Consider the following 22303-nt stretch of genomic DNA (forward strand, 5'->3'; position numbering starts at 1 on the left):
CATGACCCGTATCAACGGGGATGTATCAGGGTTTCTCGCCTTTTTGCCGGCGCTGGGCGATATCCGCGAGGCAGGCATCAAGGGATTCGAGGTGGTCAATCACCGAGTGCACGCCCAGGCCGAACAGCGCCAGGGTGGCCTTGCCGCGGGCCAACTCCTGTTCCTGCCGGCTCAGTGCCTGCCATTGCGCCGAGCCCTGATTGCAGGCCGCAAGCCCCACCGTCCACAGGCCGGCATTGAGCCCCGATTGCAACAGCAGCGGCTCGCCACTGACCAGCACGCAGCCGTCCAGGCGCTGGCTTTGCAAGTTCATCAGCGCCTGCCAGCAGGCATTGGGGGTGGGCCATTTGCTGCCATTGGCGCAGTGGCCCGGCAGCCAGTCGGGCAGCACGCTGCTCAGGCGTTTGCCCAGGGTGGCGCTGAGTTCGTCAAGCCAGATGCACGGCACCTGCTGCGAGCGCAGGCGAAGCAGGGAATCCAGGGCGCCGGGGGCGGGCAGGGGGCCGCCGTCGGTCGCCTGTACCAGGCAGCCGCGCAAGCCGAACAGCACAGCAGTGAAGGCGGGTGCGTCTTGCATGGCAACGTCCCTAAATAACCCGCAGGCTATCCAGCGATTGTTACCGACGGATGACGGCCAGGGTCTGTACGAAATGTGTCTGCGCGAAGGCCAGACAAGGCGAAACGGGGAGGAAGCGCAGTGTACTGGAGTACATGAGCATTCCGAGCCCCGTTTCAACGCAGTATGGGCGAGTGCAGATACATTTCGTACAGAGCCTACAGTTGTTCACAAATTCTTGACGCTGATATGTAAAACTATCGTTCGGTCAGCAAGCCAGTATACTTGCGCCCTATCGAGCAGCGTGCCAAAGGCCGTTGCCGCCGTGAAATCCGATGGAGAAACATCTATGCGTAGGATCGGTGCCGGAGTGATCGAGCGAGTCACCCAGGCCTGTGTCTGCGCCAGCTTGCTGCTGGCGCCCGTGGCGGCTACTCAGGCAGCCACGGAGGAGGATCCCTGGGAGGCGGTGAACCGGCCGATCTTCCGGTTCAACGACGTCCTCGACACCTATGCCCTCAAGCCGTTGGCGCAGGGTTATCAATACGTCACCCCGCAGTTCCTCGAAGATGGCATCCACAACGTCTTCCGCAACCTGGGCGACGTCACCAACCTGGCCAACAACGTGTTGCAGCTCAAGCCCCGTGCGGCGGGCATCGATACGGCGCGGCTGATCGTCAACACCACCTTCGGCCTGGGTGGCTTCTTCGACGTCGGCACCAAGATGGGCCTGCAGCGCAACGATGAAGACTTCGGCCAGACCCTCGGCTACTGGGGCGTGCCCAGCGGACCGTACGTGGTCATCCCGTTCCTTGGCCCAAGCACCGTGCGTGACGGCCTGGCCAAGTACCCGGACTCCTACACCGAGCCCTACCGCTACATCGACCATGTGCCGACGCGCAACTCGATCCTCGCCCTGGACGTGATCGATACCCGCGCCAGCCTGCTGTCGGCAGAGAAGCTGATGCAGGGCGACAAATACATCTTCCTGCGCAACGCCTACCTGCAGAACCGCGAGTTCAAGGTCAAGGACGGCGAGGTCGAAGACGACTTCTGACACTGCTTACGCAAAAGGCGACCCTCGGGTCGCCTTTTTCGTAACAGTTCAATGCATGGCCAGGATGCGCAAGCCGAAGCGCTGCGCACCGCCTGGCTGGTCGGCGATCCATACCACTTCGGTGCTGGCATGCAGCCCGGCGAGGGCCGTGTGGTCGGAGTCGATGCGTACCTCAAGGCGGTCGCCTACCTGGAAACGCTGCGGCGCCTGCACCTGCATGCCGGTGCTGGAGAGGTCGATGCACACAGCGCTGATCACCTGGTCGGCCTGCAGCAGCTGGACCTCGGCATCGATACGCATGCGAATGAAATCTCGTTTTTCGCTGTAATCCACGGGGTGCTGGGACATGCTTGCATCCTTTCGTCAGGTTGCGCTGCTCCACATTCTTATAACGCCGGGTGATTTGCCCTGTAAAGTGCAGGGAAGTCTACCTGCCCATGCTTGAAACGCCAGGCGGATGGGAGTACCGTCAGCGCCTTACAGGGCACCTCGCTATTTGCCGGACCAGTCTTCTTGTCCTACAACTCAAGTAGAGAGTGGCTAGAGAGCATTCCAGTAGCCGTCTGTCGTTTCTCCACAGCCGCTACGCCAACCCAAATCTGGCGCCGTTCGCCCACATGCAGAAACCCAGTGCAACGCTGCTGATCATCGATGACGACGAGGTGGTCCGTGCCAGCCTCGCCGCTTATCTGGAAGACAGCGGCTTCAGCGTCCTCCAGGCCGGCAACGGTCAGCAGGGCCTCCAGGTCTTCGAAGCACACCAGCCCGACCTCGTGATCTGCGATCTGCGCATGCCGCAGATGGGCGGCCTCGAACTGATCCGCCGGATCAGCGAGCTCGCGCCGCAGTTGCCGGTGATCGTGGTGTCCGGTGCCGGCGTGATGAGCGACGCGGTCGAAGCCTTGCGCCTGGGCGCGGCGGACTACCTGATCAAGCCCCTGGAAGACTTGGCCGTGCTCGAGCACTCGGTGCGCCGCGCGCTCGACCGATCGCGCCTGGTGCTGGAGAACCAGCGCTACCGCGAGAAGCTCGAAGCCGCCAACCGCGAACTGGAGGCCAGCCTGCACCTGCTGCAGGAGGACCAGACCGCCGGGCGCCAGGTGCAGATGAACATGCTGCCGGAAAACCCCTGGGTGGCCGGCGATTTCGCTTTCGAGCACCAGATCATCCCGTCGCTGTACCTGTCGGGGGATTTCGCCGACTACTTCCGCGTGGACGACCGGCGCATTGCCTTCTACCTGGCGGACGTGTCTGGCCATGGTGCCTCGTCGGCGTTCGTCACGGTGCTGCTCAAGTTCATGACCACGCGCTTGCTGTTCGAATTCAAGCGTGGCGGCAAGATGCGTGAGTTCAAGCCTTCGCAGGTGCTCAGCCACATCAACCGTGGTCTGATCAACTGCAAGCTGGGCAAGCATGTGACCATGGTCGGTGGGGTCATCGACGAGGACACCGGCCTGCTCACCTACAGCGTCGGCGGCCACTTGCCGCTGCCGGTGCTGTATACCCCGGGCCAGGCCCGCTACCTTGAAGGCCGTGGCCTGCCGGTGGGGTTGTTCGACGAGGCCAGCTACCAGGACCTGGTGCTGGAACTGCCAGCGCAGTTCAGCCTCACCCTGATGTCCGATGGCATTCTGGACCTTTTGCCCGGGGACACACTCAAAGATAAGGAAGCTGCCTTGCCGGAAATCGTCAAGGCGGCGGGGGGCAGCCTGGAGGGGCTGCGCCAACGATTCGAATTGGCTACGCTTGGGGAGATGCCGGATGATATCGCCCTATTGGTGTTGAGCAGGAACCTTGAATGAGTACTGGTAGAATCCAGTTCGCCGAGCAAAGCGGGACCTTCGTTCTGAAATTTGTCGGTGAAGTGCGCCTGACCCTGTGTTCGGCACTGGATGCGACGATCGAGAAGATCTTCACCGCGCTGAACTTCTCGGCCATCGTCATCGACCTGACCGAAACCGAAAGCATCGACAGCACCACCCTGGGCCTGCTGGCCAAGCTGTCGATCCTGTCCCGGCAAAAGGTCGGCCTGTTGCCGACCGTGGTTACCACCAACCCGGACATCTCCCGGCTGTTGCAGTCCATGGGTTTCGACCAGGTGTTCAACATCGTCGACCGCCCGGTGCCGTGCCCGGAGTGCCTGACCGACCTGCCGTCCCAGGACCAGGACGAGAGCGTGGTGCGCTCCAAGGTGCTGGAGGCGCACAAGATTCTCATGGGCTTGAACGACTCCAACCGCGAGGCGTTCCATGACCTGGTGAGCGCGCTGGAAAGATCCTGACCCCATCGCGGGCTTGCCCCGCGATGGCTTCAGTCCTTGATGAACGCCGTAGCCGGCGAACCGTCGGCATTCAACTGATACACCCGCGCGGGCCGCCCCTGGTCATCGAAGAATACCTGCCCCAGCCCCGCGCTGTTCCACAGCCGTTCCCCGGCGTTGCTGCGGCTGGGCGTACGCGGCACCACTTCCATCTGCCGACGCTTGGTAAACCAGTTGAGTGGCGAGCGCGGCGAATACAGCCAGCGGTTGAGCCGGTCGAGCACATCCAGCAGGCGCCGGGGAAACTCGTTCTTGATCCCGCTGCTGGTCACCTGCCACAAGTGCGGGCTGCTCTGGCGATGGCGGATCAGCACTTCGTAGACGAATGAGTAGTGCACATCGCCCGATAGCACCACGTAATGCCCCGGCGTGCGCGAGTGGCGGAAGATATTGAGCACCACCTGCGCCGCGCCCCGGTGCGCCATCCAGTTCTCGGCATCTACCAGTAACGGGTAGCCCAGGGCGCTGAACACCCGTTGCACGGTCTCGATCAGCTTGACCCCAAAGATCGGCGCCGGCGACACGATGATCGCCGACGGGTGATCGAGCAGCGCCTGCTGCAGCTCGCTCAGTGCCTCCCAATCGAGCAAGCCCGAAGGCTTGGCCAGATTGCGCTCGCTGCGCCAGCGCCGGGTGCGGGTGTCCAGCACCAGCAGCGGCGGGTTGCTCGGCAGCGCGTATTGCCAGCCCTGGAAGCGCAGCAGTTCGCCAATCAGTTCATCTCGCGCCTCGCCCACCTGCCGGCACTGTCGGGCCAGCGCCGCGCAGCCGTCCGGGTCGTTGCCCCAGCCCTGGCACAGCAGGTAGCCGAGCAGGGCGTTGCCGATGATCCGCCGCGAGAACGGATGGCCGTAGGCGGTCTGTTCCCACTGCGCCGACAGGTTCCAGTCATCGGTGATGTCGTGGTCGTCGAAGATCATCAGGCAGGGCAGGTGGGCCATGACCCGCGCCACCTGGCCTAGGCCGTCGCGAAAGGCCTCGATCAGCGGCAGCTCGTGGCGGTAGCGGGCCTGGCGCTTGTCGGTGAGGCCGGGTGGCATCTGCATGCCCACCAGCGACCAGGGCAGCGGCGACCAGACCAGCAGGTACATGGCCATGACTTCGGCGAAGGTCACCAGGTGGTTGTCGGCGTTGCTGGAGGAGAAGATCGGCTTGCGCTTGCCGCCGAAGAAGCGCTCACGCAGGGTCTCGTTGCCTTCCTGGGCAGGCAGCAGGTCGGCGCGGTGGTAATAGCAGGCCGGGTGCCGGTACAGCGCGGCGCCGCTGTCGACCAGGGCGCCGTCCAGCGCCTCGTCGAACAGCCCCAGGCGCTCGATCAACCCGTGGATGGCACGCAGCATGGGGCCGGCGACATCGTCGGCATAGACCTGGTCGCCGCTCATCAGCAGCACGGCGGGGCGCTCCTCGGGGCGCGGGCCGGTGGCCAGCAGGCGGTCGGCGCACAGCAGGCCGTCGACAGCCGGATGATGGGGCTTGCGGCACGAGCCGTGGAGCACCTGGTCGAGGCGTTCGCGCAGCACGAAGCTGGGGCGGCTGGCGCCGGGGTAGAGCAGGTGTGGGGCCCAGTCGGCGATGCCTTGGCCGTTGGCCAGGCGCAGGTCGTATTCCAGGGCCACGTCGCTGGGGAGCGGCTGATCGAAGTGGATGTCTAGCAGGTGTATGAAGGCGTGGGTACCGACCGGGATCATCTCGCAGTGCACAGTGGCGCCGATGCCGGCCTGATCCAGGAGAAATTCGGCTTGCAGCGGTTGCGAGCCGACCAGCCAGATGGCCAGGCGTTGGGGTTCCAGGCGACGGAGGATGGGGCCGGCGAGGACAAGAGGGAGTGAAGCGGTGGCGGGCATGGATGGCTCAGGTTCGTGTGATGCTGATGGCCCTATCGCGGGGCAAGCTCGCTCCCACAGGGAATGCGTTATTTTCATCGGGGGAGCGGGCTTGCCCCGCGATGGCGTCATCGGCCACCCCAACGAAAAACGGGCGGGAAATGCTCTGCATTAACCGCCCGTCGATCAAGCCGAAGATGTATCAGGCTTTGTCAGCCAGCCATCAGCGCTTCCAGCTTCTCCTGGTCGCGGGCGAACTGGCGGATGCCTTCAGCCAGCTTCTCGGTGGCCATGGCGTCCTCGTTCATTGCCCATCGGAACTGGCTCTCGTTCAACTGCTGCCTGGCCTCGCCGGCATTGCCCGGCTTGAGGATGCGCGGCAGATCGCCTTGGTCGTCCGACAGCTGCTGCAGCAGCTCGGGGCTGATGGTCAGGCGATCGCAGCCGGCCAGCTGTTCGATCTGGCCGATATTACGGAAGCTCGCGCCCATGACCACGGTGTTGTAGCCATTGGTCTTGTAGTAGTCGTAGATGCGCGTGACCGATACCACGCCCGGGTCCTCGGCGCCGACGTATTCCTTGCCGGTGCTCTTCTTGTACCAGTCGTAGATGCGCCCCACGAACGGCGAGATCAGGAACACCCCGGCGTCGGCGCAGGCCTGGGCCTGGGCGAAGGAGAACAGCAGGGTGAGGTTGGTCTGGATGCCTTCCTTCTCCAGCTTCTCGGCGGCGCGGATGCCTTCCCAGGTGGAGGCCAGCTTGATCAGCACGCGGTCTTTCGGCACACCGGCGGCTTCATACAGCTCGATCAGCTGACGGGCCTTTTTCAGCAGCGCCGGCTCGTCGAACGACAGCCGCGCGTCTACCTCGGTGGAGATGCGCCCTGGAATGACTTTGAGAATGCCCGAGCCCACCGACACCGCGAACTTGTCGCAGGCCAGGTCGACATTGCCCTTGGCGTCGGCCTTGACCTGCTTGAGCAGGTCGGCGTAGCCCGGGATGGCCGCGGCCTTGAGCAGCAGCGACGGGTTGGTGGTGGCGTCGACCGGCTTGAGTCGGGTGATGGCGTCCAGGTCGCCGGTGTCGGCGACCACGGTGGTGAACTGCTTGAGTTGTTCCAGCTTGGAGGTCATGGGCGTGCTCTGTCCTGTGCAATGACTCGACATTACCCGAGCCCCGACAGCCACTCAAGGCCCGTCGCAGGCGTATCGGGAAAGCCCTCGCAGGCAACACGATCCTTCTGTAGGCGCGCGCTTGCCCGCATTAGGCTGCAAAGCAGCCCCGGCTCACGCCGGGCCTGCAGCAAAAGGCATTGCCTTCGAGTGCCAACCCCGCCCCAGGTTCCCTCAGCGCCCCTGCAGCAGCTCGGCGGCCTGGTCCAGCACCTTCAGCGGCTCGCTGGCCTTGTGAATGTCCGCCGACAGCAACTGGCGGAAGCGCCGCGCCCCCGGGAAGCCCTGGCCCAGCCCGAGGATATGCCGGGTGATGTGGTGCATCGCGCCGCCGCTTTGCATATGCGCGACGATGTACGGGCGCAGCTTTTCAATAGCTTCGGCCCGGCTGACCACCGGCGCCGCGCTGCCGAACAGCTGCTGGTCGACCTCGGCCAGCAGGTACGGGTTGTGGTACGCCTCGCGCCCCAGCATCACGCCATCGAAGGTCTGCAGGTGGGTGCGGCACTCGTCGAGGGTCTTGATGCCGCCATTGAGCACCAGTTCCAGGTCCGCGAAGTCGGCCTTCAACTGCGCCGCCACGTCGTAGCGCAGCGGTGGGATCTCGCGGTTTTCCTTGGGCGACAGCCCTTCGAGGATGGCGATGCGCGCATGCACGGTGAAGCTGCGGCACCCGGCGTCGCGTACCTGGCCGACGAAGTCGCACAACTCGGCATAGCTGTCGCGGCCGTTGATGCCGATGCGGTGCTTGACTGTGACCGGAATGCTGACCGCGTCCTGCATGGCCTTGACGCAATCGGCCACCAGCGCCGGGTGGCCCATCAGGCAGGCGCCGATCATGTTGTTCTGCACCCGGTCGCTGGGGCAGCCGACGTTGAGGTTGACCTCGTCGTAGCCGGCGTCCTCGGCCAGGCGCGCGCAGGCGGCCAGGTCCGCCGGCACGCTGCCGCCCAGTTGCAGGGCCAGCGGGTGCTCGGACACGTCATGGCGCAGGAAACGCTGGGCGTCGTTGTGCAGCAGGGCGCCGGTGGTGACCATTTCGGTGTAGAGCAGGGCGTGCTGGGAGAGCAGGCGCAGGAAGAAGCGGCAGTGGCGGTCTGTCCAGTCCATCATCGGCGCCACGGAGAAGCGGCGGGACGGCTCAGGTCGCGTGGTTTCTGGCTTGGAGTCTGATTTTGCGGTGTATTCGTTCAACGTGTTTCGTACCGATTTTCGGGGGTTTTGGGGCGTTTTTACCAAGCGCTTGGTACAATGTACCAATCGAATCAGGACGTGTACCAATTCTCATGGCAACGATCAGACCCCGTAAGAAGGCAGACGGCACCATCAGCTACACAGCTCAGATCCGCATCAACCGCGACAGGGTGACAGTCTACCAAGAGAGCCAGACGTTCGCCCGCAAACAGGCGGCGGTGGCCTGGGCGAAGCGACGGGAGACGGAGCTGGCAGAGCCGGGAGCGATCGAGCGCGCGAGTCGGATAGGGCACTCGGTCAAGCAAATGATCGAGCGCTACCTGGTGGAGGCCGAGAAAGCCCGGCCGCTGGGCGAGACGAAACGACGCACGTTGAATGCCATCAAGAACAGTTACCTGGGTGAGATCGTGGACTCCGATATCACCCAGCAGGTACTGGTGGACTATGCGCTGTGGCGCATGGGGCTAGAAGGGGGAGGAGTCAAGCCGCAGACGGTTGGCAATGACCTGGCACATCTGGGATCGGTGTTGTCCCTGGCCAGGGCGGCGTGGGGGTCTGAGATCGATCCCCAGGCAATGTCCGATGCGCGCCTGGTGTTGAAGAAGTTCGGCTACAACATGAGAAGCCGTGAGCGGGATCGGCGGCCGACGTTGGATGAGATCGACAAAGTGCTGGAGCACTTCTTCAAGATGCTGGAGCGGCGGCCCAGCGTGATCCACATGCCGAAGGTGGTGGCGTTCGCGATTTATTCAACCCGGCGGATGGATGAGATCACCCGCATCCTGTGGGAGGATCTGGATGAGCATCGGCAGGCAGTGAAAGTCCGGGATATGAAGAACCCTGGTCAGAAGATCGGCAACGACGTTTGGTGTTATTTGCCAAATGAGGCTTGGATTATCTTGCAGAGTATGCCACGAGAGTGTGCAGAAATATTTCCGTACAACACTGATTCAATTGGCACCGCTTGGTCCAAGGCATGCAAGATGACCGGGATTGAGGATCTGCACTTCCATGACTTGCGCCACGAGGGAGTGAGCCGGTTGTTTGAGATGGACTGGGACATTCCAAGGGTATCCAGTGTTTCCGGTCATCGCGACTGGAATTCATTGCGACGATATACTCACTTACGTGGTCGTGGAGATCGATATGAGGGGTGGGAATGGCTACACAGGATAGTCAAAAGTCAGGTCGTCCTGGGGGCGCGGGTGCGATGAGCTCTAAAGAAAAAATGCTCAGGCGAAGTGATTTAACGGGTTTTGCTGCCCTACTAGGAGAAAGCTTTTCTTCGCGCATTGACCTGCTTGCTCAAATTATTAAAGGTGCACACTATCCAAGTTTGGGGAGCTATAAAGAGCGCATTCTCTCAGAAACCATACGGAACTACTTGCCTAGGTCGCTGGAGGTAGGTACAGGTTTTGTACTTTTTCCGCACGAAGATGATCAGCCTCATGAATATTTTGACCCTCTGAATCAAAGTGCTTTCACAATATCTAAGCAGTGCGATATTCTGGTTTTCGATGCAAATATGTATCCTCCAGTATTTCGGGACAAAGATTTTGTGGTTTTAAGGCCTGAGTCTGTCAAGGCTGTTATCGAGGTCAAAGGAAGTTTGAGTCTTGGGGAGGTTAATGGAGTTGTAGATGGATTTATAGATTTCGGTAGAAAATGGAAGGCAACTCAGGAATTCTATAAGTCCCATCATGTGCCTGGAAAGGTAGAGTCCCCGACTCTTCTTGCAATGGGGTGGAGTATCTATGAGCGAAATGGGCGAGCCGTAACTAATCCCGAAAAAATTCGCGCGGCAATTGCCAGGCGTTACAGTGAAGCAGTTAAGGTGGAAGAGCTGGATTGCTTTCCCTTGCTTAGTAGTATGATGATTTATAATGAGTCCCTGATAAATCTTTGCTATTTTCCAACTGGAATTGGTGGCGATCAAGACTTCACTCGACTGGGCCTGGGATGGTATAGCCAGGATGGTCGTTTTGCCAGGGTTGCGAGTACGGGGGAGCTATATAGAGATAAGGATCGAACGGTGGCTTGGCTGCTTGCTGAGCTTCACTTGACTTTAGGGTTAGATAATTTTAATCGATTCTTTTCGTATATTGACGAAGCAAAGTCTGGCGAGCGCTTGTCGTATAAATATGATGGGTATAACTTGGGTTGGATTGATGTTGGCGTGGTCAAGTGAGGTGTTCCCGGCGAGTTACGCGCCGGGTATCAGTTAGCGTATTAGCTGTTGCAATTCGCGGTTGGCAATGCGCCGTTGTTCGTCCAAATAGTCAGCTAAATCACCCAGGTGTATTCCTTTTGCACTTTTCTGACTGTTCTCGATGCGAGTGATGGGGAGTTTGATTTTTCCAGCAAGTACCTTTCGCTGGAGCATCTCAGGTGTCAGGTGCCTGAAATAGTCTTTACATACTATCTCCAGTGGGATGATTGCTTGGCTGTTATATTGCGCCATCAGCACGAAAGCTGTGTTCATGCTCGCCCCCTTAATGCTCGTTTGGCAGCTACGTTGGTCATGTACGCTGACCACTTTTCGCTCTCGCGCTGTTGGCGAATCTGACTGCAGTTGATGTGGCGACGGGTTGACCTGCCTTTGCCGCAGACATCACAGATGGCAGGTAGGTCGAGGCTGTGGGTGGCTAGACGAGGCCGAGTGAGTACTTCAGTCATGATCCACCTCGAAGGCTTGGTAGTAGTTCAGTGCGGCGCTAAGTTGGTTGTCGAACTCCTCGATGGCCAGCGGCTCCCATTGATTGCAGTGTCGGAGGTCGTGGTACCACTTGATCCCGTGGTAAGTCACCCGTAACCGCGTGGTGCCAATGCTTATCTCCGCATCAATCCCGCCGGCAGCGCTGTGCTCCATGGCTTTGCGAATGCTCGATGCCACGAAGCTTGGGAGGGCGGGGGGAAGGAGAATGAGGTCGGGCTTGCAGCCCTCCGCTGTGTCGAGGCTGTGGCAAGACGTTGCCCTGGCGCAGGTCATGCCGAAGGGCTGGATGGTGCTGTCGGGCTTACAGCCCTCGGCGTTTATCAGGCGTTGGCGCTCAATCTCGGCGATCAGCTCCAGGGTTACCGCTGGCGGCATCGCCATGCCGTAGTCGTTCGCGGCGACGTGATCATATGGGGCGCGTTTTGCTACGGTGGCGAGGGCCTTCAGTTCTGAGAGGTCTACATTCATGCCTGGCGCTCCAGTGGGGTAGCGAAGCCTGCCGCCTGGCGGATCTTGCTGCAGCGTTCATGGTTGCCACGTGTGCGTGGGATGGCGCAGACGTCGCAGAACACGCCCATGGCGGGACGCATGAAGGTCTGTATGCCCTTTGCGTCGCGAGTGTTCGGGGTGTAGGCCTGTGTTGTGATCACAGCGAATACCTCTCATGGGCGCGGCGGGCGTTCGGGCTCAGGGCCAAGTGCTCGTAGCCGGTGATTTTGTTTACAGTCGGTGACGTGCCTTTCTGTGCGTTAACAGGGGCTGGCTGGTGCAATTGGGTCAGGGCAGCGATCAGCGTGCAGGCCAAGATCAGGCTGATCAGCTGCCAGGTGCGGGTTGGATTAGGCATGGATGTGGCCCTCTCGAACGTGGCTACGAGCAAGTTCGAATAGCTCGTCGGCGGAAACTGGTTCGAGGTGCTGTTCGCCGTTCTGCAAGGCTTCCAATCGAGTGCGGTACAGCCCGGCCTGGCCGAGCCAAGCGACTGCGCTGTTATCTGCGTCCAGCGCTAGGGCTTCATTGGCTTTGCCGCCTTGTACCAGTTCATGGTCTAACGGCACCTTGAAGCCCGCCGCATTGCGGTGTCCGCCGCCGCCGTACTGCTTGGCGATCTCGCTTACATCCATTCCCTCATCGCTGCTGCGCAAGGAGAAGTAACGGTGGTCGGTGCTGTCCTGGTAGCAGGCAGCAAACTCCTCGCCTTGTGCCATCAGGTGACCGGCGTCACTGGCATGGATATGGGGCAGGTTCGCCACTGGCACATCATGACCGGCGATGATCATCCGGCGCTTACTGCTGGCTACCAGGTCGGCTACGTCCTTGTGGTGCTTTCGGTTGATGGCTGTCCCAGCAGCGATGGCAGCGTTCATTGGCTGCTGTATCAGCTTGTCCCAGGCCTCGAAGTCCTGTGGGTAGCTGAACAGGTTGGCCAGGATCTCGCGGGTGCCTGCCAGCTTGAAGCGCCAGAGGTCACGGTCCTCGATGTGGTTGATAAGGGCCGGTCGCTGGTTGTAGGGGAAGAAAAAGTCCCAGGTGAGGCCGGCGCCGCTGCGGTTCATGTCGAACACGGCGCTGAGCTTAGGCAGGGTTTCTGCCCAGGCGTAAAAGTGGATTGGGGCGGCCTCCACGTCGGCCAGGGCCTCGGCAGCGGTTTTGTGGTGGTCGATGATCAGTACGGCTTGGGCGTGCTGGGCCATCACCTGAAGCGTTTCCAGAGGGAAGGAGAAGTCGACGATGACCACGGTGCGGCCAGTTACTTCAGGTGGGGTCATGCCGTGGTGACCGGCGAGGAACTCGACATTCTCTGCGCCCAAGCAGCGACGCACAGTCCAGGCAGCGCCGAACCCGTCGGCGCAGTTACCGTGATAGATGCATAGGGTCTTCATGCTGCGTCACCTCGGTGCTGGACGATCTGCATGGCCTGGTCGAAAGTCATCGTCCGCCCTTTGAAGTGCCAATTAGTCCCGCGTGCGGTGGTCAGTACCAGGGTGTCCAGAAGTGCAACTGCTGCTCCGGGCTCCCAGTTGTCGTGGATGTTGCTGAGGCCCAGGGCCTTGGCGATCGCGGGGGCTTGAGTGGTCTTACCGCACCCTTGGGGGCCAATCACGAGTACGCTTTTGGTGCTCATGCTGCGGCCTCCGTGGTGGCTGCCGGTGTTGCACGCAGGTGGGAATGAACTCGCTTGGCGAGGTTGTCTATGGCGGTGGCTTGTTCGGCAGCGCGCGCGGCTTGTGGGGCCGCCATCAAGGCGCTCATCGTGCGTTGGGCCAGGCGTAGCATCTCAGCAGTGCCGAGTAGCTTGTCGTAGTCTGCTCTGGTCACCGGCATGCCTGTGTAGGACATGATCCGTTCTTCAAGCTCCGTGATGGTTCGCTTGAGGGACGCCACAGCCAGATGGTGCTTACGCTGGTCTGCCTCGGTCTGGACGCGGGCTTCGTCCAGTTCCTCTCGGAGCGTCTTGAGCTGCAGCTTTAGGTCAGCTCTATGATGTTCCTTGCCGATCTCCACGCCACGACTGAAGGCGCGGCTGCGGGCCTTCGAGAACAGGTATGGCGCGACGATCAAGGTGGCAAGCCAAATGATGCCCATGGCGAGGATTTGTTGATGCGGTTGCATGTACTGTGCTCCGAGAAGGCCCGCCACCGGTAAATGTCAGAGTCGGTGGCGGGCTTGTTGCCCCTGGTGGCCGGGGCGGCCTAGTTCAAGCGTTTTGAGTGCTGCGTTCTTGTTGGCGATCGAGGTAGGCCGCCAAGTTGTGCAGATAAACCACGATCTGAGCCTTCCCTGAGGGCTCGATCTTGCTCAGTTGAAGATCAATGCGACCCTTGCGGACAAGCGCTTTGAAGTACCGGTCCGAGCCGATATGAGGGAAATAGCGCTCTCTAACCTCGGTCAATGTCGGGCAGAGCGTCGGCCACTCTCTGTAGAGTTGATCCAGCGTGCTCATGCGCACTCCCCAAGCCCCTCTTGGCCGGGCTGGAGCTTCGCGCGTAGGGCGCCCACTAGGTGTTCTTTGCTGGATCCGATTACTGCAGCGCAGATCTCGCCCTGGTCGTTGGTCACGACTGCGCCCAGGGGAAAGGCTCGGTTGACAGTGTTGATGACATAGGCGACTTGGCCGTGCAGCAGCACTTGGTCGACGCTGTCCTGGGCCTCCAAGAGAGCAAGGGCTTCTTCCGACATGGCGCCGCTGTCAGCCCGGCCGTTGGCCAAGTCCTGTAGGAAGTCTCGCAACGACTGCCACTTGGTCACCAACTTCCTGGGGAGGGTCATCGAGCTGGTCAGCTCTCCCATTTCCACCTTGATATGGTGGGTGGTGTCATCGTTCTCGACGGTGATCCGTGCGTCTAGTGTGGTCTCCGGGCGGCGCAGGGTGCACTTGGAACAGCCGCCGGCTTCCAGGGTGCGCTCCAAGCCCATGACCCGGCTCAGGGGAATGCTGAACTCGGTCATGCTGCACCTCCTGCGCATGGGATGGCGTGGGCCTTTCCGTCAGTGGAGACGACTACTTGCAGGCCGGTGCGGCGCTGAAACGCCTGTATCTTGGCGAGGCTGCTGCAGGCGGTGGGGTGGATGAGGACCGCTACCGATCCGTTGTGCTGTGCTGGCTTCATTCGTCCGTGTCCTTGATTTGAGAGAGGTGACACGAAGCAAAAATTAGCAAAGGCTAAATGTTTGATCAATAGCAAATGCTAAATTGTTTTGGCGCGACTGCACTCCGGCCGATCGCCGGTAGATTGCATTGCCAGCTGGATTAGAGCTTTTTTGCGTTCCAGGCCAGCAGGACGCGGGCTTGGATGTGCATGCGTTCGATCATTGACTCGTCGATGACGATCGGTGGATAGATCGGGTTATCGGAAATCATCCGCAACAGCCCACCGGTCATGCGCTGAAGCCGTTTTATGTAGAGGTCACCGTCGAGAGTGAACACGTAGATGGCATCTGTTTTGACCTCGGAGATGCCGCGATCGACCAACAGCGCATCGCCGTCGGCGAAGGTGCCTGACATGCTGTCTCCATCGCCGGTAATGATGGCGAGGTTATCGATGTTGGAGAAGCTGAGGCCTTGCATCCTGAGCCAGTCGAGGTGAACCGTCATGTCGCGGATGACTTCAATGTGCATTTCCGGGGCTGCCTTGCCGTGCCCCATTGATGCCGCGATATCTAGGTGCGGAATCACCACGAAGTTCTTGTCCTTGGCCTGTCGTGTGGGCAGGCGAACCACGTTTGTGGGTGGGGCAGTGATGGGTTCCTCCATTGGAGGTGCTGTCAGCGTCCCTGCTGCAAGCCCGATCTTGAGCTCGAGATTGTGCGCTGCCTTTTCCCCCAGCTTGCGGTGGCCATTGAGCAACTGCGACAGGTATGAGGCATCCAGGTCGTGAGCTTCGGCGAAATCCTTCTGGCTCAGGGTGCCCATGATCTTGCGGAGGTAGGCGATGCGCCTTTCATTTATGTCCATGCGGCGATGATTGCTTTCCGTTAGCAAACAGTAAATTACTCGTTGCTATTGCTCTTGTAATTAGCAATTGCTAATCTCGCCGCCAATGGAGGTGTCTATGACGCTTAGCGAGTATTTGAAGAAGATGGACAAGGAGGGGCTCGACGCTCTAGCGCAGCGCTGCGGGACGTCAGTCGGCCAGTTGAAACAAGTGGCCTACGGAAATCGTCGCGCGAGCGCGGGGCTCGCAGTCAGCCTGGATCGGGAAACGGGAGGGGAGATTCGTTGTGAATCGCTTCGGCCAGATATCGACTGGGCTTATTTGCGGCAAGCAAAGCAGTAAGAACGCTGAGCCAGGACTCTGACCTCCCGGCCCAGCTATGACAGTACAAAGCACCATCACTCTCGTCGTCCGGCACCCTCTCTCACAAGTGCAGCCGGACGACTATTACCGCATGCCATGCCCGCACAGCACGCAAGGCACAGCACACAGGTCGTGGTCGTAGGATAGGTCTTACCTAACCCTGTGACTAGGCCGTAAACCGAGGATTTACGGTTATGAGTCGAGTTGATCTATTGCCGGGCGCAGGTCCGGTCCTCACATTGCGGCAGGCGCTCTACCGCGCAGGTCGTGACTATCACGGCGGTATCACCAAGTTGGCCTTCGATATGGGCCTTGAGGTGGACACGCTGCAGAAGAAGCTCCACCACAACGAGGAGCGCCGCTGGCCCACCCCTGATGAGCTGGAAGAAATCGTCCAGTGGACCTCAGACCCGCGGCTGCTCGATGCCCTGGTTCGTCCGGCGGGGGCGGTATGGTACCGGCCAGAGCCAGTGCCTGCCACCAACGAAGCACTGCAAGCTGTAGCCAAACTCTTGGATGAGTCCAGTCAGTTCGTGGGCAGTCTGCACGACGGTGCAGCCGACAACGTATGGACGCTTGCCGAGGTGATGGATCTTGAGAAGCGTGGGATGGACGTGATCCGTCAGGTGCTCGCGATCATGGCGGGCGCCCGCCAGGCCATGGAGGACGAAGCTCATGGCTGACGCCGTTGATTTCGCCAGCGATCATGCTGAGTACTTCCTGCAACTGTCCTTGCAGCGCCTTGCGCGCCTTCCTGAAAAGCCGAGCGCGCAGTTCTGTGAGGATTGCGACGAGCCGATTCCGTTGGCCCGTCAGCAGTCGGTCGCGGGTTGCGAAACCTGCGTCGACTGCCAGGGGTTGCGGGAGCGCCGGAGATGAGCGGGCGCCCAACTCCTACCACAGCTGATTGGGCGCGGCGATACATTGAAACCTTCAACTTGGCCCTGGTTCCGATCGAGCCAGGTGAGAAGGGGCCGAAGGGTAAGGGTTGGAACCAGCCCGGTCGCTACTTCACTGTTGCCGATGATGCCGAGGCGTTCTGGACGAAGCGCCCGAGTCACAATCTTGGGGTGGTGCTCGGGCCTAGTCGCGTCTGTTCGTTGGACGTTGATGACGTCGAACTGACGCGGCAGGTCATGCAGCAGACGCTGGGGCTCGACGTTGACGCCCTTGCAGACGCATACCCGACCTCCGTGGGTAACCCTGAACGTTTCCGGGTGATGTTCCGCGTCCCCGAGGGTGTGGAGCTGAGTCGCCACGCCTTGGTTTGGCCCAACAAGAACGACCCTGATGGCACCATCTACAAGGGGCTTATGGCGCAGGTTCAAGCTGCGGTAGAGACGATGAAGATGCCGACCGCGAAGCGGCATTCCGCCTGGCTGCTGAGCCCTTCAAGAAAGTGACCGTCTTCGAGTTGCGGGGCGGCCTGGTACAAGACGTGCTGCCGCCCTCCGTCCATCCTGGGACGGGGAAGCCGTACACATGGCGTACTGAGCCAGACCCCGGCGGCTTGCCGGAGCTACCGCCCGAACTGCTGGCGATCTGGCAGGGCTGGGACGAGTTCAAGCCCAAAGGGGAGGCCGTTTGCCCGTGGCGGCCGAAGCCGGCTATGCCTGCGGCTCGCCCTATGCCAAGGCCATCACCAGTTGCTGCTCGATCTGGTGACAAGCTCCCCGAGGTCATCCCGGAATTCAACCGCATCCATGACATCGCCACGATGATTGAGGCGCATGGCTACAAGCGCATCGACGGGAAGTGGCTGAGCCCGCACAGCAGCTCCGGCATGCCTGGGGTGACGATCACCGACGGCAAGCTCTTTTCCCATCACACGTCGGACCCGCTGGCGAACGGACACAAGAATGATGCCTTCGACGTGTTCTGCATTCTGATGCACGACGGCGATCAGAGGGCAGCGACCAGAGCGGCAGCGCAGATCCTTGGTATCGATGCCAAGTCGCGCCCGCCGGCACCCCCGCCGCTGGGTGAGCTTCCCCGCACCCCATCTGTCGTCAAGCAGGCCGAGCAGGGCGAAGTGGACGCTAACCCTGACGGACCTGCAGCCGCTGACCCAAATCCAATCGAGCCCAGCCCGGCCGCCTCCTCAGCCAACGGGGGGGAGGGGGGAGAGGGCTTGGTCCTGAAGAGTGCCAAGCGCCGGTTCGCCCTGGTTGAAGGCACCACCAACGTGTGGGACATGGACAAGGGGCAGTCGATGAAGCGGTCAGGCTTCGAGGCCCTGGTCGGCAAGCCCCTTGCCAAGCAGTGGATGGACAGCACTGACAAGAAGCTGGTCTCGTCCGAGCAGGTCAAGGAACTCGAGCAGGCCCGCAAGATGGCGAGCAAGAAGGGCGGAGCGCTGAGCCTCGATCCGCTTAATCGCTATGTCTACATCGACGGTACCAAGGAGGCCTGGGACCGGGAAAAGAAGCGGCGCCTGCCCGAGGGCAGCGTCAAGATGGCTCTGGGTGACGCCTATCAGCTGTGGCTGAACAGCCCAAGCCGGCGGGTGGTCGATGTCGACCACATCGTGTTCGACCCGACGATGACCAAGGACCCCGCGACCTACATCAACACTTTCGAGGGCCTGCCCCTGGAGCCTGTACGGAATGACGCTGCCTGCGAGAACTTGCGGTGGCTGATCTCGTTCCTGTGCAACCACGAAGCGGTGGCCCTGGATTGGCTGGTCAAGTGGCTGGCTTACCCGCTGCAGCACATGGGCGCCAAGATGGACACCGCGGTGCTGTTCCACTCCACGATGGAAGGCTCGGGCAAGAGCCTGCTGTTCGCCGACATCATGGGCGAGCTCTACGGCCGGTACGGTGCAACGGTCGGGCAGACCCAGCTTGAAGGCAACTTCAACGCCTGGCAGAGCGGCAAGCTGTGGGCGGTGTTCGAAGAGGTGGTGAGCCGTGACCAGCGCTACAACCAGGTCGGCAAGATCAAGCACATGATCACCGGCAAGACGGTGCGCATGGAGTCGAAGTTCATCAACGGTTGGGAAGAGGCCAACCACATGAATTCGGTGTTCTTGAGCAACGAGATAATGCCCTGGCCGATCAGCGAGAGTGACCGGCGAATGTTGGTGATGTGGCCACTGGAGACGTTGCCGCCCGAGCGGCAGAAAGCGATTGCCCGCGAGCTGGCCAACGGTGGCGTGGCTGCGTTGTACGGCTGGCTGCTGGACGTTGAGCTGGGCGAGTTCGACCAGCGCACGCGCCCGCCGGAAACCGAGGCTCGCCAGCGCCTGGTGGAGCTGAGCCGCACGGCCTGGCAGACCTTCTTCCACCTTTGGCGGAGCGGTGAACTTGGGTACGGCCTGTGGGGCTGCTGCTTGACTTCGGATGTGTACGCCATGTTCATCGAGTGGTGCGCCCACAATAAAGAGCATGCGATGAGCCAGACAAAGTTCTCGCTAATGCTGAGCGCGAAGGTGGAGAAGACGAAGGCTATCCCTTGGACGGACTGCTCTACGGAGAAGGACACCCGGCGTTTTGCCGCGTTCTTCATGCCCGGCGATGGTGACCCTTCCCTGCCCCCATCCTCTAATGCGGCCGTGCTGGGCAAGAACGTTCAAGAGTGGCGCGAGCGAGCGAGGCTCGCGGGCTGGGCTGTGGAAGCCTGGGACCACATCAAGATCAAGAGGGTTGCAGCATGACTCTATCGGCAGGTGTGTTGGGTGTGTTGGGTTGGTGTCGGGTTGGTTTTGGCAAGCCAACACAGGTTCAGGCCCCGAATTCCGTGGTGTGGCGGGCATGTGTGTTGGGTGTGTTGGGTTTGCGCACGCGCGCGCGCAGGCGCGCTTTTTTTAACGGTGATTCCGAACGGGTGATTATTTCCTATGCGAAGCTCGATAAACCCAACACACCCAACACACTCAACACAGGTTTATCCAATCCATTGAATTTACTGGGTTTTATCTGTGTTGGGTTTGTGTTGGGTTGGCTGAATGTGTGTTGGGTATCGAATTTGGAGGGGTTGCGATGACGATGGACACGGGATTGCGCCTTCAGCTCCTGGCGCAACTGGCCCAGCACCAGAGCGATATGGCGCCACTGATCGACCCGGTTGAGCGCCTGCGCCTGGTTGGTGACCTGATGCAGCATTGGGGGGATCAACGTGGACGGCTGGGGTTGGATGCGAGCCTGGGCAGCCAGATGGGCACGATCATGGAATGGAAGGGGTCGGCACCGCGCACGGGTGCATCGGGTTCGCGCATTCTGATCTCGGGTGCCGGGCTCGATCACGCGGCCGCCGAGGTCGACGCGGCGGTCGCCGAGCTTGCCCGGCGCAATAAACGCGGTGTGACGCTGGCCAAGCTGGCCGAGCTGCGCTACCTCCATCGCGCCACGATTAGGGAGCAGATGCGTGAAGTAGGGCTGGCCGAGCATGCCGACCGGACCTACCGCAACTGGGTGAAAGCGTTGCACCTGCAGGTGCTGGCCATCCTGGCGGCGCGTTCTGGCCGGGTTCGCCAACAGACCGTTCGTCGGGTAAGAATGCAACTTTCTGGCAACATTGAGGCTACATAGCGACCACATTCTGACGAACCGAAAATCACCTCTTTTCGGTTTTTCCGGTGGCATGTAAAAAGGCGCCACGATATCAAAAGTGCGCTTAGGCGCTTCCCCAACAAGCACTGTGCTGTGCAACCCGCTCCGACCTGTCGGCGCATCGAGAACCCTGCCATCTGGCGGGGTTTTCTTTTTCCGGCGCCGTGCTTTGCCAATTGAGGCCTGCATGAACAGCGAGCAACAAGCGTTAGTCGAGATGCCGATCTGGATGGTGATCGTACTGTCCCTGGTCGGCGGGGTGTCGGGTGAAATGTGGCGGGCCGACAAGGCGGGTGCTCGAGGTTGGGGGCTAGTGCGCCGGTTGGCCTTACGTTCGGGTGCCTGCGTTACCTGCGGGCTGTCGGCCAACATGCTGTTGTACGCCCTTGGCGCATCGGTGTGGATGGCGGCGGCGGTCGGTTGCTTGACCGCGATGGCCGGCGCTGATGTGGCGATCAACCTCTACGAGCGCTGGGCGGCCAAGCGGCTGGGTCTGACGCAGGTGCCGCCAGCTGGTACCGAGGCAGGCCAGTGACCCGGCCGGGGGCAGGGGGTGGGGGCCGATTTTCTGGGTCCTCCCCCTGGGCCGCCCCCTACACGGGTGCGCAGACTCGTGATCACAACACAAATATGGCAAAGCAGGGGTGTCCGACTTACTAGCCTTTTGTTGATGGATCGTCACATACCAGCCTGAATGTCACTTGAGGATACGAGAGATCTGCAACGGTTAAAAAGCAAATTCTTTCGTAGGCATTGATCGAGAGCCTATTACCGCTAGAGAGAGTATGAGACTCATTATTAATGGTGAACGATACTGAAGAGGGAAGTACGCTTTCAACTCCAAGGGTGATTCGGTTTTTTACCAGGTCTACCGTTTTTCCATTTGTCAATGTGAATTCTTGGGTTGGGGCTATCATTCTTTTTAATTCTGTAGCAAGACGCTCATTTTTGTCCTGAAGTAGGCGATGATCATCCTTCAGCTTCTTGACTTCAGCATTGAGGCTGGAATTTTTATCCTCCAGTTCCTTGCTCGTTTCCTTGAGGGAGTCTATCTGCTCTTTTGTGCCAATTTGATCTGCCAGCTTATCGCTGATAACTGTGAGCTTTTTTATTGTTTCTGGAACCTTCCACTCGCTGGACTCCTTTCGAGAGGCAATATCAGACTTTAGCTCTTCAATATAAGCTCCGCGCAGGGTCCAAGTTACAGTTACGATTATGGCTGCGCCTGCCACCAAAACGCCTGCGATGGTGTAAACCTTATTCCAAGTTAGTTGGAAAGTTACGGGAAGTAAAAATGACATGGGCTGCGAAGTTTTATCTGTTGTTGGCGGAGCAGTGAGCATATCCGAGAGGGAGAGAAAATGCATCGAATTACAGGTCCCGTCTCATATTGGTTGTGGGGGACCCTGGCGATATGGCCGGGGTACGGGACCGGGAACCCGCGATTCTTTTTTAGCGGACGGTTCACCCGCTTAGTGAACTGCGGTGAACTGGTTAACCCCCTGAATTCATTGGGTGAACTGGACTTTTCGACATGACCCATCTGACGAAATCGGAGTTCGCCGCCCGCAATGGTTGGTCGAAATCCTACGTTTCCAAACTGGCCAAGCAGGAGCGTCTGGTTCTGACTGCCGACGGCAAGGTCGACGTCGAAGCCACCGAGGTGCTGCTGGCCGAATCGGCGGATCCGGCCAAGGCGCCAGTTGCGGCTCGGCATGAAGAAGCCCGGATAGAACGCGACGTGCGCAGCCAGCTCCAGCCAGGCCGCGACACACCTGCGGTGCAGCAGCCGGATCCGGCGCCGGGCAGTGGCCACAACTTCCAGCGGTCGAAAGCCCATCGCGAGTTCTACCTGGCGCAGCTGGCCGAGGCCGAGTTCCACAAGGTCCAGGGCGACTTGGTCGAGCGCAAGGCGGTGGAAGATGCGGCCTACGCCGCAGGCCGGATGCTTCGCGACCAGTTCTTCGGCCTTGCACCCCAGCTCGCTGCCGAGCTGGTGGGGATGGACGATCCATGGGACATCGAGAAGCACCTTGCCACCGCGTTCCGCCGCGTATTCACCGAGGTCGACAAGATGAGCAGTGCCGACCTCGACCGAGCCATCACACAGAGCTGA

At 60.5% G+C, this 22303-nt stretch carries 27 protein-coding genes and 1 pseudogene; 13 read left to right on the plus strand and 15 right to left on the minus strand.

Annotated elements, in window-relative coordinates; translation table 11 throughout:
- Nucleotides 1-25 precede the first annotated feature (25 nt).
- Nucleotides 26-577, minus strand: coding sequence for a phosphonoacetaldehyde phosphonohydrolase-related protein (locus ACZ9C1_RS01200; protein WP_476253408.1), 552 nt, complete (start codon nucleotides 575-577; stop codon nucleotides 26-28).
- A gap of 328 nt (nucleotides 578-905) precedes the next feature.
- Between ACZ9C1_RS01200 and ACZ9C1_RS01205 the strand changes: the two genes are divergently transcribed.
- Nucleotides 906-1613 carry an MlaA family lipoprotein gene (locus tag ACZ9C1_RS01205; protein WP_476253409.1) on the plus strand — a complete coding sequence of 236 codons (708 nt, stop codon included), beginning with the start codon at nucleotides 906-908 and terminating at the stop codon, nucleotides 1611-1613.
- Between the two features lie 48 nt (nucleotides 1614-1661).
- On the opposite strand, the gene ACZ9C1_RS01210 is transcribed toward ACZ9C1_RS01205, so the two are convergent.
- A complete protein-coding gene (locus ACZ9C1_RS01210; RefSeq protein WP_102684498.1) occupies nucleotides 1662-1961 on the minus strand; it encodes a PilZ domain-containing protein in 300 nt (99 codons plus the stop codon).
- 269 nt (nucleotides 1962-2230) lie between these two features.
- Between ACZ9C1_RS01210 and rssB the strand changes: the two genes are divergently transcribed.
- Both rssB and rssC read left to right on the plus strand, forming a co-directional pair.
- A complete protein-coding gene (gene rssB / locus ACZ9C1_RS01215; protein WP_102684499.1) occupies nucleotides 2231-3415 on the plus strand; it encodes a two-component system response regulator RssB in 1185 nt (394 codons plus the stop codon).
- A complete protein-coding gene (gene rssC, locus ACZ9C1_RS01220) occupies nucleotides 3412-3894 on the plus strand; it encodes an anti-sigma factor antagonist RssC (RefSeq protein WP_023631332.1) in 483 nt (160 codons plus the stop codon). The genes rssB and rssC overlap by 4 nt, the downstream gene beginning before the upstream one ends.
- Nucleotides 3895-3923: 29 nt before the next feature.
- Here the strand turns inward: rssC and ACZ9C1_RS01225 are convergent, their stop codons facing one another.
- The 3 genes from ACZ9C1_RS01225 to dusA all read right to left on the minus strand — a co-directional run bounded on the left by ACZ9C1_RS01225 (nucleotide 3924) and on the right by dusA (nucleotide 8122).
- A complete protein-coding gene (locus tag ACZ9C1_RS01225) occupies nucleotides 3924-5777 on the minus strand; it encodes an alkaline phosphatase D family protein (protein ID WP_476253410.1) in 1854 nt (617 codons plus the stop codon).
- Nucleotides 5778-5968: 191 nt separating this feature from the next.
- Complete coding sequence (gene tal, locus ACZ9C1_RS01230) at nucleotides 5969-6889, minus strand: transaldolase (protein WP_046856381.1); 921 nt, start codon at nucleotides 6887-6889, stop codon at nucleotides 5969-5971.
- A 213-nt stretch (nucleotides 6890-7102) separates the two neighbouring features.
- Nucleotides 7103-8122 carry a tRNA dihydrouridine(20/20a) synthase DusA gene (gene dusA / locus ACZ9C1_RS01235; protein ID WP_476253411.1) on the minus strand — a complete coding sequence of 340 codons (1020 nt, stop codon included), beginning with the start codon at nucleotides 8120-8122 and terminating at the stop codon, nucleotides 7103-7105.
- Nucleotides 8123-8214: 92 nt separating this feature from the next.
- Between dusA and ACZ9C1_RS01240 the strand changes: the two genes are divergently transcribed.
- On the plus strand, nucleotides 8215-9336 hold the full coding sequence (locus ACZ9C1_RS01240; protein ID WP_476253412.1) for a tyrosine-type recombinase/integrase: 1122 nt from the start codon (nucleotides 8215-8217) through the stop codon (nucleotides 9334-9336).
- Nucleotides 9333-10310 (plus strand): DUF6602 domain-containing protein, encoded by a 978-nt coding sequence (locus ACZ9C1_RS01245; protein WP_476253413.1) that lies wholly within the window; start codon nucleotides 9333-9335, stop codon nucleotides 10308-10310. The genes ACZ9C1_RS01240 and ACZ9C1_RS01245 overlap by 4 nt, the downstream gene beginning before the upstream one ends.
- 33 nt (nucleotides 10311-10343) lie before the next feature.
- Here ACZ9C1_RS01245 and ACZ9C1_RS01250 read toward each other — a convergent pair whose 3' ends face one another.
- The 9 genes from ACZ9C1_RS01250 to ACZ9C1_RS01290 form a co-directional block, all read right to left on the minus strand.
- Complete coding sequence (locus ACZ9C1_RS01250) at nucleotides 10344-10604, minus strand: pyocin activator PrtN family protein (RefSeq protein WP_476253414.1); 261 nt, start codon at nucleotides 10602-10604, stop codon at nucleotides 10344-10346.
- A 186-nt stretch (nucleotides 10605-10790) separates the two neighbouring features.
- Nucleotides 10791-11306: a hypothetical protein gene (locus tag ACZ9C1_RS01255; protein ID WP_476253415.1), complete on the minus strand. Its 516-nt coding sequence runs from the start codon at nucleotides 11304-11306 to the stop codon at nucleotides 10791-10793.
- The gene (locus ACZ9C1_RS01260; protein ID WP_476253416.1) at nucleotides 11303-11488 is read right to left on the minus strand and encodes a hypothetical protein; all 186 of its coding nucleotides are present in this window, start codon (nucleotides 11486-11488) and stop codon (nucleotides 11303-11305) included. Before ACZ9C1_RS01260 ends, ACZ9C1_RS01255 begins: the two co-directional genes overlap by 4 nt.
- A 189-nt stretch (nucleotides 11489-11677) precedes the next feature.
- Nucleotides 11678-12577, minus strand: a complete 900-nt coding sequence (locus ACZ9C1_RS01265) for a DHHA1 domain-containing protein (protein ID WP_476253417.1) — start codon at nucleotides 12575-12577, stop codon at nucleotides 11678-11680.
- Nucleotides 12578-12717: 140 nt separating this feature from the next.
- Nucleotides 12718-12963, minus strand: a complete 246-nt coding sequence (locus ACZ9C1_RS01270) for an AAA family ATPase (RefSeq protein ID WP_258599055.1) — start codon at nucleotides 12961-12963, stop codon at nucleotides 12718-12720.
- Entirely contained in the window at nucleotides 12960-13451 is a 492-nt protein-coding gene (locus ACZ9C1_RS01275) for a hypothetical protein (protein ID WP_476253418.1), read from the minus strand. Before ACZ9C1_RS01275 ends, ACZ9C1_RS01270 begins: the two co-directional genes overlap by 4 nt.
- 85 nt (nucleotides 13452-13536) lie before the next feature.
- A complete protein-coding gene (locus tag ACZ9C1_RS01280) occupies nucleotides 13537-13782 on the minus strand; it encodes a pyocin activator PrtN family protein (RefSeq protein WP_046856373.1) in 246 nt (81 codons plus the stop codon).
- Nucleotides 13779-14288 carry a hypothetical protein gene (locus ACZ9C1_RS01285; RefSeq protein WP_476253419.1) on the minus strand — a complete coding sequence of 170 codons (510 nt, stop codon included), beginning with the start codon at nucleotides 14286-14288 and terminating at the stop codon, nucleotides 13779-13781. Before ACZ9C1_RS01285 ends, ACZ9C1_RS01280 begins: the two co-directional genes overlap by 4 nt.
- A 301-nt stretch (nucleotides 14289-14589) precedes the next feature.
- On the minus strand, nucleotides 14590-15294 hold the full coding sequence (locus tag ACZ9C1_RS01290) for a S24 family peptidase (RefSeq protein WP_434728765.1): 705 nt from the start codon (nucleotides 15292-15294) through the stop codon (nucleotides 14590-14592).
- Between the two features lie 97 nt (nucleotides 15295-15391).
- On the opposite strand from ACZ9C1_RS01290, the gene ACZ9C1_RS01295 reads away from it, so the two are divergent.
- From ACZ9C1_RS01295 to ACZ9C1_RS01325, 7 genes and pseudogenes are all read left to right on the plus strand, one after another.
- On the plus strand, nucleotides 15392-15616 hold the full coding sequence (locus ACZ9C1_RS01295; protein ID WP_434728764.1) for a transcriptional regulator: 225 nt from the start codon (nucleotides 15392-15394) through the stop codon (nucleotides 15614-15616).
- A 215-nt stretch (nucleotides 15617-15831) separates the two neighbouring features.
- The gene (locus ACZ9C1_RS01300; protein WP_197865784.1) at nucleotides 15832-16320 is read left to right on the plus strand and encodes a phage regulatory CII family protein; all 489 of its coding nucleotides are present in this window, start codon (nucleotides 15832-15834) and stop codon (nucleotides 16318-16320) included.
- Nucleotides 16313-16516, plus strand: coding sequence for a TraR/DksA C4-type zinc finger protein (locus ACZ9C1_RS01305; RefSeq protein WP_476253420.1), 204 nt, complete (start codon nucleotides 16313-16315; stop codon nucleotides 16514-16516). Before ACZ9C1_RS01300 ends, ACZ9C1_RS01305 begins: the two co-directional genes overlap by 8 nt.
- Nucleotides 16513-19292, plus strand: a pseudogene (locus ACZ9C1_RS01310) (bifunctional DNA primase/polymerase). The gene ACZ9C1_RS01305 and the pseudogene ACZ9C1_RS01310 overlap by 4 nt, the downstream one beginning before the upstream one ends.
- Nucleotides 19289-19621: a hypothetical protein gene (locus ACZ9C1_RS01315; protein WP_476253421.1), complete on the plus strand. Its 333-nt coding sequence runs from the start codon at nucleotides 19289-19291 to the stop codon at nucleotides 19619-19621. Before ACZ9C1_RS01310 ends, ACZ9C1_RS01315 begins: the two are co-directional and overlap by 4 nt.
- Entirely contained in the window at nucleotides 19618-20166 is a 549-nt protein-coding gene (locus ACZ9C1_RS01320) for a hypothetical protein (RefSeq protein WP_476253422.1), read from the plus strand. The genes ACZ9C1_RS01315 and ACZ9C1_RS01320 overlap by 4 nt, the downstream gene beginning before the upstream one ends.
- 208 nt (nucleotides 20167-20374) lie before the next feature.
- On the plus strand, nucleotides 20375-20722 hold the full coding sequence (locus tag ACZ9C1_RS01325) for a phage holin family protein (RefSeq protein WP_476253423.1): 348 nt from the start codon (nucleotides 20375-20377) through the stop codon (nucleotides 20720-20722).
- Between the two features lie 121 nt (nucleotides 20723-20843).
- Here the strand turns inward: ACZ9C1_RS01325 and ACZ9C1_RS01330 are convergent, their stop codons facing one another.
- Nucleotides 20844-21554 carry a cell division protein ZapB gene (locus tag ACZ9C1_RS01330; RefSeq protein WP_476253424.1) on the minus strand — a complete coding sequence of 237 codons (711 nt, stop codon included), beginning with the start codon at nucleotides 21552-21554 and terminating at the stop codon, nucleotides 20844-20846.
- A 167-nt stretch (nucleotides 21555-21721) separates the two neighbouring features.
- On the opposite strand from ACZ9C1_RS01330, the gene ACZ9C1_RS01335 reads away from it, so the two are divergent.
- Entirely contained in the window at nucleotides 21722-22303 is a 582-nt protein-coding gene (locus ACZ9C1_RS01335) for a terminase small subunit (protein WP_236180312.1), read from the plus strand.

The organism is Pseudomonas sp. TE21435, assembly GCF_056279265.1.

Coding starts and splice junctions, on each gene's coding strand:
- ACZ9C1_RS01280 (WP_046856373.1), bottom strand. CDS start 13,782: ATGAGCACGCTGGATCAACTCTACAGAGAGTGGCCGACGCTCTGCCCG.
- ACZ9C1_RS01315 (WP_476253421.1), top strand. CDS start 19,289: ATGACTCTATCGGCAGGTGTGTTGGGTGTGTTGGGTTGGTGTCGGGTT.
- ACZ9C1_RS01250 (WP_476253414.1), bottom strand. CDS start 10,604: ATGAACACAGCTTTCGTGCTGATGGCGCAATATAACAGCCAAGCAATC.
- ACZ9C1_RS01290 (WP_434728765.1), bottom strand. CDS start 15,294: ATGGACATAAATGAAAGGCGCATCGCCTACCTCCGCAAGATCATGGGC.
- ACZ9C1_RS01205 (WP_476253409.1), top strand. CDS start 906: ATGCGTAGGATCGGTGCCGGAGTGATCGAGCGAGTCACCCAGGCCTGT.
- ACZ9C1_RS01330 (WP_476253424.1), bottom strand. CDS start 21,554: ATGCATTTTCTCTCCCTCTCGGATATGCTCACTGCTCCGCCAACAACA.
- ACZ9C1_RS01300 (WP_197865784.1), top strand. CDS start 15,832: ATGAGTCGAGTTGATCTATTGCCGGGCGCAGGTCCGGTCCTCACATTG.
- ACZ9C1_RS01320 (WP_476253422.1), top strand. CDS start 19,618: ATGACGATGGACACGGGATTGCGCCTTCAGCTCCTGGCGCAACTGGCC.
- ACZ9C1_RS01245 (WP_476253413.1), top strand. CDS start 9,333: ATGAGCTCTAAAGAAAAAATGCTCAGGCGAAGTGATTTAACGGGTTTT.
- ACZ9C1_RS01225 (WP_476253410.1), bottom strand. CDS start 5,777: ATGCCCGCCACCGCTTCACTCCCTCTTGTCCTCGCCGGCCCCATCCTC.
- ACZ9C1_RS01200 (WP_476253408.1), bottom strand. CDS start 577: ATGCAAGACGCACCCGCCTTCACTGCTGTGCTGTTCGGCTTGCGCGGC.
- ACZ9C1_RS01240 (WP_476253412.1), top strand. CDS start 8,215: ATGGCAACGATCAGACCCCGTAAGAAGGCAGACGGCACCATCAGCTAC.
- ACZ9C1_RS01210 (WP_102684498.1), bottom strand. CDS start 1,961: ATGTCCCAGCACCCCGTGGATTACAGCGAAAAACGAGATTTCATTCGC.
- ACZ9C1_RS01295 (WP_434728764.1), top strand. CDS start 15,392: ATGACGCTTAGCGAGTATTTGAAGAAGATGGACAAGGAGGGGCTCGAC.
- ACZ9C1_RS01285 (WP_476253419.1), bottom strand. CDS start 14,288: ATGACCGAGTTCAGCATTCCCCTGAGCCGGGTCATGGGCTTGGAGCGC.
- rssB (WP_102684499.1), top strand. CDS start 2,231: ATGCAGAAACCCAGTGCAACGCTGCTGATCATCGATGACGACGAGGTG.
- rssC (WP_023631332.1), top strand. CDS start 3,412: ATGAGTACTGGTAGAATCCAGTTCGCCGAGCAAAGCGGGACCTTCGTT.
- ACZ9C1_RS01255 (WP_476253415.1), bottom strand. CDS start 11,306: ATGAATGTAGACCTCTCAGAACTGAAGGCCCTCGCCACCGTAGCAAAA.
- ACZ9C1_RS01275 (WP_476253418.1), bottom strand. CDS start 13,451: ATGCAACCGCATCAACAAATCCTCGCCATGGGCATCATTTGGCTTGCC.
- ACZ9C1_RS01325 (WP_476253423.1), top strand. CDS start 20,375: ATGAACAGCGAGCAACAAGCGTTAGTCGAGATGCCGATCTGGATGGTG.
- ACZ9C1_RS01335 (WP_236180312.1), top strand. CDS start 21,722: ATGACCCATCTGACGAAATCGGAGTTCGCCGCCCGCAATGGTTGGTCG.
- ACZ9C1_RS01270 (WP_258599055.1), bottom strand. CDS start 12,963: ATGAGCACCAAAAGCGTACTCGTGATTGGCCCCCAAGGGTGCGGTAAG.
- ACZ9C1_RS01305 (WP_476253420.1), top strand. CDS start 16,313: ATGGCTGACGCCGTTGATTTCGCCAGCGATCATGCTGAGTACTTCCTG.
- tal (WP_046856381.1), bottom strand. CDS start 6,889: ATGACCTCCAAGCTGGAACAACTCAAGCAGTTCACCACCGTGGTCGCC.